This is a genomic window from Pirellulales bacterium (assembly GCA_036499395.1).
Classification (GTDB): Bacteria; Planctomycetota; Planctomycetia; order Pirellulales; family JACPPG01; genus JACPPG01.
Window position 1 is genome coordinate 65,147 of record DASYDW010000020.1, and the last position, 13,368, is coordinate 78,514.

General features: G+C 60.1%; 12 protein-coding genes and 1 pseudogene. 8 read left to right on the forward strand and 5 right to left on the reverse strand.

The window, feature by feature from the left end; genetic code table 11:
- Positions 1–30: 30 nt before the first annotated feature.
- Together VGN12_04750 and VGN12_04755 are read left to right on the forward strand one after the other, a co-directional pair.
- Positions 31–1,422, forward strand: coding sequence for a DUF1800 domain-containing protein (locus VGN12_04750; protein HEY4308743.1), 1,392 nt, complete (start codon positions 31–33; stop codon positions 1,420–1,422).
- Positions 1,423–1,455: 33 nt separating this feature from the next.
- Complete coding sequence (locus VGN12_04755; protein ID HEY4308744.1) at positions 1,456–2,658, forward strand: DUF1501 domain-containing protein; 1,203 nt, start codon at positions 1,456–1,458, stop codon at positions 2,656–2,658.
- A gap of 35 nt (positions 2,659–2,693) precedes the next feature.
- On the opposite strand, the gene VGN12_04760 is transcribed toward VGN12_04755, so the two are convergent.
- From VGN12_04760 to VGN12_04775, 4 genes are all read right to left on the reverse strand, one after another.
- The gene (locus VGN12_04760; protein HEY4308745.1) at positions 2,694–3,650 is read right to left on the reverse strand and encodes a DUF4350 domain-containing protein; all 957 of its coding nucleotides are present in this window, start codon (positions 3,648–3,650) and stop codon (positions 2,694–2,696) included.
- A 3-nt stretch (positions 3,651–3,653) separates the two neighbouring features.
- Positions 3,654–5,621: a thiamine pyrophosphate-binding protein gene (locus tag VGN12_04765; protein ID HEY4308746.1), complete on the reverse strand. Its 1,968-nt coding sequence runs from the start codon at positions 5,619–5,621 to the stop codon at positions 3,654–3,656.
- Between the two features lie 54 nt (positions 5,622–5,675).
- Complete coding sequence (locus tag VGN12_04770; protein HEY4308747.1) at positions 5,676–6,131, reverse strand: cytochrome c; 456 nt, start codon at positions 6,129–6,131, stop codon at positions 5,676–5,678.
- A gap of 67 nt (positions 6,132–6,198) precedes the next feature.
- Complete coding sequence (locus VGN12_04775; protein HEY4308748.1) at positions 6,199–6,687, reverse strand: hypothetical protein; 489 nt, start codon at positions 6,685–6,687, stop codon at positions 6,199–6,201.
- Between the two features lie 297 nt (positions 6,688–6,984).
- Between VGN12_04775 and VGN12_04780 the strand changes: the two genes are divergently transcribed.
- The 6 genes and pseudogenes from VGN12_04780 (at position 6,985) to VGN12_04805 (ending at position 13,227) form a co-directional block, all read left to right on the forward strand.
- Positions 6,985–7,584, forward strand: coding sequence for an RNA polymerase sigma factor (locus VGN12_04780; GenBank protein HEY4308749.1), 600 nt, complete (start codon positions 6,985–6,987; stop codon positions 7,582–7,584).
- Complete coding sequence (locus tag VGN12_04785) at positions 7,571–7,855, forward strand: hypothetical protein (GenBank protein HEY4308750.1); 285 nt, start codon at positions 7,571–7,573, stop codon at positions 7,853–7,855. The genes VGN12_04780 and VGN12_04785 overlap by 14 nt, the downstream gene beginning before the upstream one ends.
- Complete coding sequence (locus VGN12_04790) at positions 7,852–8,337, forward strand: hypothetical protein (GenBank protein ID HEY4308751.1); 486 nt, start codon at positions 7,852–7,854, stop codon at positions 8,335–8,337. Before VGN12_04785 ends, VGN12_04790 begins: the two co-directional genes overlap by 4 nt.
- 81 nt (positions 8,338–8,418) lie before the next feature.
- Entirely contained in the window at positions 8,419–10,527 is a 2,109-nt protein-coding gene (locus tag VGN12_04795) for a redoxin domain-containing protein (protein HEY4308752.1), read from the forward strand.
- Positions 10,528–10,589: 62 nt separating this feature from the next.
- Positions 10,590–12,605 (forward strand): redoxin domain-containing protein, encoded by a 2,016-nt coding sequence (locus VGN12_04800; protein ID HEY4308753.1) that lies wholly within the window; start codon positions 10,590–10,592, stop codon positions 12,603–12,605.
- A gap of 134 nt (positions 12,606–12,739) precedes the next feature.
- A pseudogene (locus VGN12_04805) lies at positions 12,740–13,227 on the forward strand (transposase).
- A gap of 12 nt (positions 13,228–13,239) precedes the next feature.
- Here VGN12_04805 and VGN12_04810 read toward each other — a convergent pair.
- The coding region (locus VGN12_04810; protein HEY4308754.1) for an IS5/IS1182 family transposase at positions 13,240–13,368 on the reverse strand (129 nt) is incomplete at its 5' end.

Below are 13,368 nucleotides of genomic sequence, written 5' to 3' on the forward strand. Positions count from 1 at the left end.
CCGATGACCGGAGTGTGAAAGGTACACGCTATGCCGAAAGAGTCATCCGAGACTATCGCGTCGGCTTACTGGCCGCGCTACGAACCGTCGGAACAGGCGCCGTGGAATCTGCGCCGCGTCGTTCATCTGCATCGCCGCGCCGGTTTTGCCGGCACGTGGCAGGAATTGACACGCGACCTTTCCGATGGCCCGCAAGCTTCGATCGACCGCTTCTTGCATGGGAATGCTTATTCGACGGCGCTGCCCGACGATTTCGAGACGGTGTCGCAGGCCTTGTCCGACGCGGCCGTGTCGTCGAGCAATCCGCAGCGGCTGAAGGCGTGGTGGCTCTATCGCATGATCTTTTCGGCCAATCCGCTGGCCGAGCGTTTGACCCTGCTGTGGCACAATCATTTCGCAACCAGCAACGCCAAAGTCGACAGCGTCGAGATGATGCGCGACCAGAATGTGACACTGCGGGCCAGCGCCAGCAAATCGTTCAAAGAATTGCTGCCGGCCGTCGTCAAAGGGCCGGCCATGCTCGTCTGGCTTGACGCCGACAAGAATCGCGCCGGCCATGCCAATGAGAATCTCGGGCGCGAATTGCTCGAACTGTTCACACTCGGCATCGGCCACTACACCGAGGACGACGTGCAGCAGGCGGCTCGCGCGCTGACGGGCTGGCGCGTCGTGGGACGTGCGTTTCGCAATGACGAGAAGATTCACGATGCGGGCGACAAGACGATACTCGGTCATACAGCAAGGTTTTCCGGAGACGACCTCCTCGCGATTGTGCTCGCGCAGCCGGCCACCGCTCATCGCATTGCGGCGCGCATTTGCCGAATGCTATTGGGCGAGGCGAGTGTCGAGCCAGGGGCCGTCGACGCGCTGGGCGAGGGCCTGCGTGAACATGACCTGGACATTGGCTGGGCCGTGGAAACAGTGCTGCGCTCTGAGCAGTTCTTCGCCGAGAACGCGGTGGGGCAACGTTTCGTCGCCCCGCCGGAATATGTCGTTGGCGCCGTGCGAGCTCTGGAATGTCTCGCGCAACCTCCCAGCACGCTACTTTTGGCCGAGGCCGCTACCCGGATCGGGCAAGATCTGTTTTATCCGCCGAACGTGGGTGGCTGGAACGAAGGCCGATCTTGGCTGAACACCTCCGCCGTCGTGGCTCGCACCGGTTTCGCATCAGCACTCGTCGAGGGGCGACTGATGCATGACAATACGCCTCCCGATTTCGCGGCGCTCGTCGAACGGCACGCCAGCACAGCGGATTTGTCTGGCGCGACGCGCTGGCTTGGTGAATTGTTGTTTGGCGGCTTGCCGTCAGAAACGATCGATCTGGTCGCGCGCGAGGCCGCACGGAATGCTGATCCACGACGCTCCCCCTTGGCCACGGCCGTGCTGTTCCTGCTTTCGCGTCCCGAAGCGTATTTGGGTTGATTACATAGAAAGAGCCTCACCGGAGCCATCGCCATGTTGACGCGACGCGAGTTACTGAAGCACTCGGCTTTATTGTCGCTAGCCCCTTGTGTGCCGGCATTTCTTAGCCGGACCGTTCATGCCGCAGAGCGTGACCGCGAGGGGCGCGTCTTGGTCGTCATTCAGCTCGACGGCGGTAACGACGGTTTGAACACGGTGATCCCTTTCCGAGACGAGAATTACGCGCGCTTGCGGCCCAAGCTGGCGCTCAAGGATGATCGACGGATCAAGATCACCGACGACGTGGCACTGCATGCCTCGCTGAAGCCCGTCGCTGCGCTCTTTGAGGACAAAAGTCTGGCAATCGTGCAGGGGGTTGGCTACCCCAATCCCAACCGCTCGCACTTCCGCAGCATGGCCATCTGGCAATCGTCGCGCCTGGAAGACGCGGAGCACGGACAATATGGCTGGCTAGGACGCACGCTCGACAAACGGGCCACGGCTGAAAGCAGCCCGGACGCGGTGTACGCCGGCACCGGCGCAGTGCCTGTCGCGCTGTGGGGACGTCGCAGCGTGACGGCGGCGATCTCTTCGCTCAATGACCTGTCGCTGTCGGTGCCCCCCGACATTCTGCGCAGTGCCATGGCCGAGACCGCCGACGCCGGTGAACTCGCGCGACTGGTCGCCCGCGCGAGTGACGACGCATTTACGACGGCCCAGCGGCTGACGGCCGTGACTCAAGCGCCGAAGTCGGGAGCAACCGGTTACGGCGATTCGCGCCTGGCCGAGCAGTTGCGAATCGTCTCGGCGTTGCTCAAATCCGGCAGCCCGACGCGCGTTTTTTACACATCGCAGAGTGGTTATGACACGCATGCCGTGCAGGCGAACGAACATTCGCAGTTGCTGCGAACGCTATCAGGCGCGCTTAAGGGTTTTCTCAATGATCTCTCCGAGAGCGGTCTCGCGGATCGTGTGCTGGTGCTCGCCTTCAGCGAATTCGGCCGCCGCGTGGCAGAGAACGACTCGGCGGGCACCGATCACGGCGCGGCTGGTCCCGTTTTCCTGGCGGGAAACTGCCTGGCTGGCGGAGTAATCGGGAGCACGCCCAACCTGGCTGACCTGGTCGACGGAGACGTTCGTACGACTGTCGATTTCCGCCAGGTCTATGCGACAATCCTGGAAGAATGGCTCGACGTTCGGGCGGCCGAGGTTTTAGGCGGCGTCTTTGCGCCACTCCCTTTGTTCAAGTCAGCTTGAAACTCGACGAGAACGGGGGGCAGCGTGTACCGCTGCTAGTTCAACAGGCCAGAGAGCCAGTGCATGATGTTGAGGGCCATTTGGCGGTTGTCGCACCCCGGCACGTTCATGCCCATCCTGCCTACCGGTTCGCTACCATAGATTTGTGCTGATAGCTCTGCAGCTTCACCCAGCACGACGACGCGTCCCTTGCCATGTTGGAATGCGATCCCTTGCGCGCGGCCACGGGCCGAGCGTTCTTGCCCCGGCCCGAGGGTATCGACCGCGGTGTCAGCGAACTTCACAAATGCGATGCTGTCCGGTGGTCCTATTAATGACTGGCCGGTGAAGGTCAAGACGCGGTTGACCTTTTCGGATTCGTCGCGGCCTAGTGTGACAGGATGATCGGCCACCAGACCCTTGTCGCGACCAAACAGCAGACCATCTTTCGTTTCGTTGGCCGTATCACTGGCGACGCCCTCGCTCATGTCTACGCCGAATCGGCCGGCCAGCGTCGCGGCGGCCGTACCAAAGGGCTGATGGTCTGTGATTAGCAGCAGCGATCCGCCCTGATCGACGAAGTCCTGGACCGCCTGACATTCAGCCTCGGTAAAGGCGGAATCTCGCATATCGCTCGCGTTTACGGCATTGGCAATCACCAGCACAGCAGCGTTTTGCAAGGTGTCGGCCGTGAAAGGCTGCTCGTTCGGCACGATGCGATAGCCGTCATACCTCATCAAGTCAGCGAATACCCGGTATCGGCCGAACGTGGTATGGAAGTTGTTGTGGGCTTCGTCAAAGAGAACGATCGGATGTGTATCCGGATAGGCGGGGTGCGCAATCGTCGTATCGAACTGTGGATCCGCGCGCTGGCCGGTTTCCGCAGGTTTTGCGCTGCACGAAACGCCGGTTATCACGCCTGCGACCAATGCCGCCAGCAGGAACAAGACCGTTCCCGTGGCCTGTCGGCGCGGTCTGACGCTAGCCGCCGACGATTTGCAAAGCGATGGCATGGTTTAATGCGCCACAGCGCCGCAGCCTGGTTCGGGATTCAGCGAAACCCCCGGCGGATAGTTCTTCGCCGAAGTGAATTCCTTCATCCCTTGGCAGTTGATCAACGTGGACAAGTTCTCCTTCGTTGCCGAGGCATAGCTGCGATGCAACGCTTCGCGCAGCTCCTCGGGCGTCCGCACGTATTCGCCGCGCGCGCCCAGCCCTTCGGCCATCTTGTCGTACCGCAAATGCTGCTGGAAAAGGTAGAGATGCATCGAGCGTGCCGATGAAACAGCACTGGGCCACATACCCCAGCAATCGTTGTTATAGATCACGCCGATCACGGGCAGCTTATACTTGGCCGCGGTATCGAGCTCGAACAAGCTGTAGGCGATGCCGGCATCGCTGCTGACGCACACCGTCGGCGCACCTTTATACGGTGCTTGCGGCCCGACGCCGTGTTGCACCGCGGCGCTGGCGCCGATCATCATGGCCAGGTCCGGGCCGATGGCTCCGTATTGATAAGGACAGACGATTCCCTGTCCCGGACGGTAAGCGCGTTGCCAGCGGCCGGCATGTACGCCGATCGTCCAACCGCCGCCCCCCAGCACCGTTTGCTTGGGATCGATATCACCCTTATAGAAGAAATCGTGAACTTCCTTGCACAGCGCCGCAGGATGCAGGTAATTCGTATCGCGGCTGTACTTCACTCCCAGCTCGTACTGGTCGTTCAGCATCTTGTCGTATTTTTGCCGTGCCGAGGCCAGCTCGTTCACCCACGATTCGCGCTTGCGGGCCGGCAGCAAATCCGCGAGCGCTTCGAGAAACGGCTTTTCGCTGCTGACGATCCCCAGGTCTAACGGCCAGTTTCGCCCCAGGTCCTCTTGCACCGGATGAACGCGAATCGTCTTCACGTCAGGATTGCAACGATACTCGCCCGGGCTGGGCATGCAGTACTGCCCGACGAAGATCACCAGGTCCGCACTCATTACCGCGTCCGGTGATAGCGCGGCGGATAGACGATGATCATCCGGAAAATGGCCGCGTGTCGGTCCGGACGTTACCACAGCGAGTTCGTTTTTCTCGGCCGCCTTCAGCAGTGGCTCCCAAGCCTTGTTTTGAAACACGCCTTGGCCGGCAATCAACAGGGGCCGCTCGGCGCGGGTGATCATGTCGAGAGCTTTTTCGACATCCTTGGCCGCGGGGCTGGGCCGAGACTCGGTCCGATACTTGTCTTTGCTGTAATAGTCCTTCAGTTTGGACGGATCAGTGAAGCGAGCGCGGGCGACCTCGCCAGGGAAGTCCAGATGCACCGGGCTGGGAACGCCCGACTTTAGATTTCTGAAGGCGTAAGCGCCGTATTCCCACACACGGTCGGGGGCGATCAAACGCTTGCCGTATTTCTTCATGCCGGTGGTCAGCGGTTGCTGATAGCCGGTTTGAATAAACGTTTCGCGATCGTCGCCGGCCATTTGCATATTGCTGGCCAGCACCAACAGCGGCGTCCGCGCTGCTGCGGCCGAGGCGATGTTCATGATCATGTTGGTCAGGCCCGGCCCTTCGGTGCCCGAGCAAGCCGTGACCTCGCCCGTGGCGCGAGAAAAACCATCGGCAGCCGCGGCCATCGCTCCTTCGCAACGCCCACCGAAGGCTGGCACGCCGGCCGCCGCGATGGCGTTGATCACGGTGTAATTGCCAGGGCAGCAGAACAGCGCAGCCAGCTCTTCGTCTTTACAGAGCTTCGCGAACACCTCGGCACCGGTCATGCCCTGCCCTTCGAACGTAGGGGGCTTCGGCGCCTCGCTGACCGATTCCAAAACTTCCTTGGGGATCGAAATCGACGGGATGCTCGCCGCGGGAACGCCGGCCTTGCTCTCCGTAACCATGCCAGCCACCAGCGCGCCGGCGCCGGCCGCTGAAGAAAGTAAAAACGACCGGCGGGAGGAATCCACGGTCTGGTTCGTGCTGTCGTTCGTCTTCTGGGTTTTCATGATGAAATTCCGAGGGCGCGGGGGTGAGATGCGATTTTCGGGCTTGAGAGCTAGCTATTCTTGCAGCTTCGGGCGCGCGTCTTCAGGCCACAGACTGCGCAGGTAGTTTGTCATGTGCCAAAGGTCTTCCTCTTTTTCCACTTTCTTGGAAAACGGCGGCATCGCCTCGCCGGCGCCATCGCGAATACTGCGAAACACTTCTCCTTCCGACGTGCCACTCTTCCAGTACTTGGGCTCAGTCAAATCCGTGGCATTGGCCACGACGTCCACGAGCGACTTTCCGTCCGCGCCGTGGCATTCCGTGCAATCGCGAGTGTAAAGGACCTTTCCGCGCGCGATCGAGGGTTTGCTGAACGCCACCGGCGATTTCAGCTTTTTCGCGGCCTCGATTGTTAGCCGGCCGTCGACGGCTGGTGTTTTATCATCCGAGTGCGCGGAAGTTGCCACGAATACTCCCAAAGCAATCGCGACCGTGGAGAGCATCGTGCCCGGAATGATTCGTTGCCACATCAGCGGATGTCCTCAGTCGGTGTTACGTCAGGTATGCGTTGGATCTGCAATCATGAATATCTGAACTTCACATACGATCAGGGTCCAGATCGAACGTCTCGACAAGATAGTCGAAGTGCTCTCCTTCGGCTAAGAAGATCAGGTAAATCTCATTTACCAGATGCACAAGCTTGGTCACGGCATATTGGCAGTCGCCGCTTATGGCCGTCATCGAAAGCGATACACTCCCGGCCCGATGGCTGCTGCGAACCTCGACCCGCGCGCGATCGATACGGCGATGTTCGGGTAAGTCATCAGATTGCCGGGCCTCGATGAATGCTTTCAAATCCTTGTGCATCGGCGCCGAAACCTGGGGCAATAGTTCGGTCAGGCGCAATGTGCCACGTTTATTATCAAAGACAAGCTCGAAAGCACGGCCGCGATGCCAGACAATTTGGAACGCAGTCTTCCCGCGGGCAGCAGACTGACGGCTGAACGATTGAAACACGCCACGCTCGGCGTATCTGGCCAGGGTTTCGGCGACCGCGTCGCTCGTAGACAGTGTTGCTTTGGTCACTTGCGGATTCCTGAACCGGAGTCGATACCGCGAGATGCTCTACCAGGCAATGAAGTTAATACCCGGCGAAACTGGCAGTCGACTTACCCCTCAGCGATAATATCGTGCGCCGCGCGTGAAATACAATGTTTTCGCCTGCGGTGATCTCGAGGGTGGCTGGATTCACAGATTTCCGAAAAATTCTCGTCGGCAGGTGTAACCAAACCGTTCGGGCGTCCTCAGTTACCTATAGCGGCTCCTGGACTCGCCGCCGGGGGGCCGCAGCGAAGTCGTGGCGGCGACCCAGCGAGTTGACGGTTGAGTGCCGATACCGAGCAAAGCGATCTGGCGCACAGTGCCGCGGGAGACGGGGAGGCGTACGCGCGGATCGTGCGTAAGTATCAATCCCAGGTCGCGCGGCGGATGCGGTCGTTCGCCCGGCAGCCCGCTGTGATCGAAGAATTGGTACAAGAGGTGTTCGTCGATGCCTATTATGGGCTACGCGGATACCGGGGGGATGGGGAGTTTGGGGCATGGCTGGCTCGAATCGCCACTCGGGTTGGTTATCGCTACTGGAAAAAGAACCGTCGTCGCGAGGAAGTCGGCCGGGACGATAGCTGGTGGAGGCACGTGGCTCAGCAAGAAGTCGAGGAGCTGGATCCCACAGCGGCCGGCCAATTCATTCACAACTTGCTCGATCGCTTGCCACCCCGAGACCGCCTGGTGATGCTGCTAATACATGTCGAAGGTCTCAGTGTCGAGCAGGCGGCGCAACTTGCCGGTTGGTCCAAAACGATGACGAAGGTGCAGGCATTTCGGGCACGTCGCAAGCTGCGCGCGTTGCTCAACGAATTGGGAATCGACAACTTGCGCGATGCTTGTCTGTCGAGCGAGGAGGCCGTCCATGAACGAACTTGATCTGTTGCGACAGCTAGGCCAGCGAGCCGATGCCGAAGCGGTTCCCGCGATCGATGTCGGTGGTCGAGTGATCCAGCGGCTTGCGCATCCCCGGGCGCGCTCGGTCGATCCACGCCTATCGCTCGTTTCGGCTTGCGCATGCCTGCTCGCGGCATTGGCGATCCTGATCACGTGGCCGGCCTACGCGGACAATGACAGCTTGTCGGCCCTGTCCGAAGCGGCCAGCAACAGCACAGGGCCCGAGGCATTACTGAAAGTTCTGGAACCATGATGGCTTGCGCTGACCAAGACAATCCTGCGGCTGGCAGCGCAACGCTTGAAGCCAAGCTCCCCGCGGACCGGCCTGCTCGTTCGACAACGTGGAAGGTCGGCGCGCTGATCACGGTAATCTTTCTGGCCGGCCTCGTTTGCGGCGCGGCAGGCATGCGCGCTTACATAAAGTCGAAACCGTTGATGAATTGGAATGATCTGCTGGGACGCGTTGCCAAGCGCATGCGATACGACCTGAACCTCAGTGAGGAGCAGCAGGCTGGTATCGCGGAAGTCGTCCGCGCCCATCAGCCGGAACTCGACCAGATTCGTTCTCGCACTGTGCATGAAATGCGAACCGAGCTGCAGCAGGTCATCGAAGACATGTCCGCCGTCCTCACGACCGAACAGGCTGACCGATTCCGTTCCGAGGCGCAGCCCAGCCTCGACAGGTATTTTCCTGCTGATGGTGATGTCACTCTAGTAAAGCCTGGTACGCCTTAGGCCGCGCCGCAACCTATGCACACAACTTCCAGCTCCCACAAACGAGCCATTGTCCTCTCACTTTCGTAAAAGGAACCCGCAATGCTGCGTTCAAAAGTCGCCCTGCTGCTGTGCGCCGCAGCCGTCTGCGTCGGCATGTCGGCCCGTGCCGACGGGGCCACTCGACTCGGCACGAAGATCGATGCCTTCTCGCTGAAGAGTCATTTCGGCAAGGAATATTCTCTCGACGACGTGAAAGACGCCGACGTGGTGGTCGTGGCGTTCCTTGGCGCCGAGTGCCCGCTGGCCAAGCTGTACGGACCGCGGCTGGCCGAATTGGCCGAGAAGTTCAAGGGGAGCAAAGTCGCCTTCTTAGGAATCGACTCGAACCGGCAGGACTCACTCGAGGAGATGGCCGCTTACGCAAAGCGACATAACATCGAGTTTCCGCTGCTCAAGGACACCGGAAACAAGGTCGCCGATCAGTTCGGCGCTGAGCGCACTCCGGAAGTATTTGTATTGGACAAGAATCGTATGGTTCGCTACCTAGGCCGGGTCGACGATCAGTACGGCTTCACCGACGGCGTCGGCTATCAGCGCCCCGAGGCGCAGCGCAACGATCTGTCTGAAGCTATCGCCGAAGTCGTTGCCGGCCGCGAAGTCAGCGTGCCTTCGACCGACGTGGTGGGCTGCAAAATCGGTCGCGTTCGTCAGCCGGCTACTGATGCCAAGGTTACCTACAGCAAGGAAATCGCTCGCGTCTTTCAGGAACATTGCGTCGAATGTCACCGGCCGGGCCAGATCGGTCCCTTCACGATGACCAGCTACGACGAAGTCGCTGGCTGGGGCGAAATGATCCGCGAAGTGGTCGATTTGAACCGGATGCCGCCGTGGCACGCGGACAAGAAGCACGGCACGTTCTCGAACGACATGAGTCTGAGCGACGACGAAAAAAAGCTGATCGCTACCTGGGTCGACAGCGGCTGCCCCGAGGGAGATCCAGCCGACCTGCCCAAGCCGCGTGAGTTCGCCAGTGGCTGGGTCATCGGCGATCCCGATGAGATCGTTTACATGCGGGACGAACCGGTCGACGTTCCGGCCGAAGGGGTGATCGAGTACTACCACTTCTCAGTCGATCCGGGCTGGAAAGAGGACAAGTGGATCATGGCGGCCGAGGCCCGGCCGAGCAGCTACGAAACAGTGCATCACATCCTGGTATTTGTACAGCCGCCCGGCAGTGGCGGTGGACCGTTTGGTCGCGGCGGCAATCGTGGCGACGGCCCGCGCGATGAAACAAAGGACGCCGGCGAAAAAGGTCGCAATCGCGGCGGACGTGGGTTCGGCGGAGGGCGCGGCGGACGCGGCGGCGGTGGTGGTGGCATCGGCGGCGGCAATTTGATTGCCGGTTACGCACCGGGAATGAATCCCATGCTGGCCACCGACGGCTCGACGGCGATGCATGTCAAAGCTGGCTCAAAGCTGGTCTTCCAAGTGCACTACACTCCCAACGGCGCTCCGGCCAAGGATCGCAGCTGTGTCGGCTTCAAGTTCGTCGATCCTGAGAAGGTGAAGTTTCAAGCGCGGAGCACCTCGGTGGCCAATATGTTCTTCGCCATTCCGCCGGGCGAGAACGATTATCAAGTGTCCGCCGAGGCTACGTTCGAGCACGACACGCTCGTGTCCAACATGACCCCGCATATGCACACGCGCGGGAAGGCCTTCCGGTATGAAGTGACGTATCCCTCGGGCGAGCAGGAAATCCTGCTCGATGTGCCGCGGTACGACTTCAACTGGCAGACAACGTACGAGCTGACCAAGCCCAAGCTGCTCCCCCAGGGGACCAAGCTCGTTTGCACAGCGCATTGGGATAACTCGACGGAAAATCTTTCGAATCCCGACCCGGCGAAGATCGTGACCTGGGGAGACCAGACCTTCGAAGAGATGATGATCGGCTTCTACGTCGAAGTGTTTCCCAAGGGAGAGATGCCCGAGCGACCGTCGGGCGGGCGATCGCTGGATCAGATCACGCCGGAGAAGGTTTTCGCGTCGCTCGATGCCAATAAAGACGGCAAGCTCACCAAGGACGAAGTGCCCGGCCGAATCGCCGAGCGCTTCGACATGGTGGACCTCAACCGCGATGGCGCGGTGAGCGTGAAAGAGCTGGAAATGATTCTCAAGCTGTTCAGCGCGGCCACCGGGCGCCGGGAGTGATCCGGCTGCCTTGGCGGCTGTTTCATCAATATTTTCTATTTCTGGAAATGGTGAGGAAGACCATGCGAGCTTGTTGCGCGACGCTCGGACTGATTGCGTCGATCATGTTCACGGTCCAAACGGCCTCGGCCGAGGCAACGTCAAGCGCCGGCGCGTCCGCGCCATCGAAATCGCTCGTCGGGACCACGATCGCGAACTTCACGCTGCAAGACTTTCGCGGCCAGGAACATTCGCTGGCTGAATTGAAGGACAAGCAGGCGGTGGTCGTCGTCTTCCTGGGCACGGAATGTCCGCTCGCCAGGCTTTACGGTCCACGATTGCAGCAACTAGCGACGGACTTCGCACCGCGAGGGGTCGCTTTCCTGGGCATTGATGCCAACCGGCAGGACTCGATCACCGAACTCGATGCCTATGCCCGGGTACATGGCGTGACGTTCCCGCTGCTGAAGGACGTCGGCAACGCGGTGGCCGATAAGTTCGGCGCTACGCGCACGCCCGAAGTGTTTGTCCTGGATCCGCAGGGAATCGTGCGATATCACGGTCGTATCGATGGGCAATACAGCTTCGGCGCAGGGGTCGGTTACGCGCAACCCAAGTCCGATCGCAATGATTTGGCCGAGGCGCTCAACGAGCTACTGGCCGGCAAGCCGATCAGCGTTGCCACGACCGATGTAAAAGGCTGCCTGATCGGCCGCGTGCGGCAACCTCAAGGGAAATCGGACGTCACCTACTCGCAACAGATCGCACGCATCTTTCAGAATCGCTGCCAAGAATGTCATCGCGAGGGTCAGATCGCGCCATTTGCAATGACCAGCTATGACGAGGTTGCAGGATGGGGCGAAATGATCGCCGAGACGGTCCGCGAGCAACGGATGCCTCCCTGGCACGCCAACCCCGCGCACGGCGTCTTTGCGAACGACGCACGCCTTAGCGATGAAGAGAAGGCCCAAATCTTTGCCTGGGTCGAAAATGGTTGCCCCGAAGGCAACCCGGCCGATCTCCCGGAGCCAAAGCAATTCGCCGAGGGATGGTTGATGCCCCGCGAGCCCGACCAGATCGTTTACATGACCGATGAAGCGGTCAGTATCAAGGCCGAGGGCGTCGAGGCATATCGGCATTACGTCGTCGACCCGAAATTCACAGAAGACAAATGGGTGAAAATGGTCGAGTGCATGCCCGGCAATCGGCAGGTGGTTCACCATATCATTGTTTTTGTGCAGCCTCCTAGTGCCCGCCCGGCCGGTTTAGGAGGGCGTGCCGCTGGCAGGGGAGGAGAAACTGCGACCGAGGGGCACGCCAACGCCAACGTGTCTCGCGACGAGGACGGCGGCGTTCAACGGGGCGAGGGAGCGCGCGCCGCGGGGCGCCGGCGCGGCAGACCGCTAGCGGATAACGACATCTCCGGGTTCGGCTTCCTGGCCGGATTCGCCCCGGGCACACGGCCCGTGGTTGCGCCAGACGGGGTGGCACGAAAAATCCCGGCCGGTTCGAAGTTGGTCTTTCAGATGCACTACACGCCTTGTGGTTCGGAACAAATGGACCGCAGCGCTGTCGGCTTGATGTTCATGGACAAGAAGGACGTGACCCACCAAATGTCGACGACCAACGTGTCGTACCATCAATTGCAGATTCCGGCCGGCGAGCCGAACTACACGGTCGAGGCCGACAAGACGTTCACTCGCGACACCTTGGTTATGTCGTTATTCCCGCATATGCACATTCGCGGCAAATCGTTCCGTTACGAAGTGACCTATCCTGACGGCAAGCACGAGGTGCTGCTGGACGTGCCTCGCTACGATTTCAATTGGCAGAACAGCTTCATCCTGTCCGAGCCCAAGATGATCCCCAAGGGAACGCAACTCTTATGCACGGCTTCTTACGATAATTCGTCCGAAAATCCCTTCAATCCCGATCCTACGAAGACGATTGCGTGGGGTCCGCAGACTTGGGACGAAATGATGATCGGCTGGTACGACGTGTCGTTCCCGATCGCCGAAGTCGAAAAGCTGCTCGAAAAGCAAAAGGCCGACGAGGGCAAGGCCAACGACGCGGCAGACAGTGGCGCGGCCAGCGAATAAGGCAATCGCGTTCAGACGGAACGAGCATTAACGACAAGCGGGTTCTTCTGAACTGACCTTCACCCCGTTTCCTGATCCTCGCGGGATGTTAGATTTTTTGGAATCTGGCATTTCAAGCAGGAGGTCCAGGATCGATGGGCAAGAAGCATTTTACAGAAGAGCAGATTGCGTTTGCGTTGCGTCAGCATGACGGTGGCAGGGCTGTGGCGGAGATCATCCGCAAGCTGGGGATCAGCGAGCAGACGTTCTACCGCTGGAAGAAGAAGTTTGGTGGCCTGGGTGTTGCCGACCTTCGTCGGTTGAAGCAACTGGAGGAGGAGAACCGCAAGCTCAAGCAGTTGGTGGCAGACCTGAGCCTGGATAAGAAGATGCTGCAGGACGTGTTGTCAAAAAACGTGTGAAGCCCGCTCGGCGTCGCCGCTGGGTGCAGAGGCTGCAACTCAGCTATCGGGTGAGCGAACGGCGGGCCTGCGAAGTGTTGCGGTCGCCACGTTCGAGTCACCGTTATCAGAGCGTACGCGACGAGCGGGCGGCCCTCAGGATCCGGCTGCGCGACCTGGCCGCCAGCCGAGTTGGTTACGGATATGGATGTCTTTGTGTGCTGTTACGACGAGAAGGCTGGCTAGAGCCGGTTTCAAAACCTACGTAGACAGATAGTGATGCAGGCTAAGAGGATAAAGGCTTGGTAGACGTTGCTGTAGTATTCGTAGCGGACGACGAGTCTGCGGAAGTTGTGCAGCCAGGCGATGGTGCGTTCGATCTT

Bases quoted from the DNA above. Each gene is read 5' to 3' on its own strand.
- VGN12_04750 (HEY4308743.1), top strand. From the start codon at position 31: ATGCCGAAAGAGTCATCCGAGACTATCGCGTCGGCTTACTGGCCGCGC.
- VGN12_04755 (HEY4308744.1), top strand. From the start codon at position 1,456: ATGTTGACGCGACGCGAGTTACTGAAGCACTCGGCTTTATTGTCGCTA.
- VGN12_04760 (HEY4308745.1), bottom strand. From the start codon at position 3,650: ATGCCATCGCTTTGCAAATCGTCGGCGGCTAGCGTCAGACCGCGCCGA.
- VGN12_04765 (HEY4308746.1), bottom strand. From the start codon at position 5,621: ATGAAAACCCAGAAGACGAACGACAGCACGAACCAGACCGTGGATTCC.
- VGN12_04770 (HEY4308747.1), bottom strand. From the start codon at position 6,131: ATGTGGCAACGAATCATTCCGGGCACGATGCTCTCCACGGTCGCGATT.
- VGN12_04785 (HEY4308750.1), top strand. From the start codon at position 7,571: ATGAACGAACTTGATCTGTTGCGACAGCTAGGCCAGCGAGCCGATGCC.
- VGN12_04790 (HEY4308751.1), top strand. From the start codon at position 7,852: ATGATGGCTTGCGCTGACCAAGACAATCCTGCGGCTGGCAGCGCAACG.
- VGN12_04795 (HEY4308752.1), top strand. From the start codon at position 8,419: ATGCTGCGTTCAAAAGTCGCCCTGCTGCTGTGCGCCGCAGCCGTCTGC.
- VGN12_04800 (HEY4308753.1), top strand. From the start codon at position 10,590: ATGCGAGCTTGTTGCGCGACGCTCGGACTGATTGCGTCGATCATGTTC.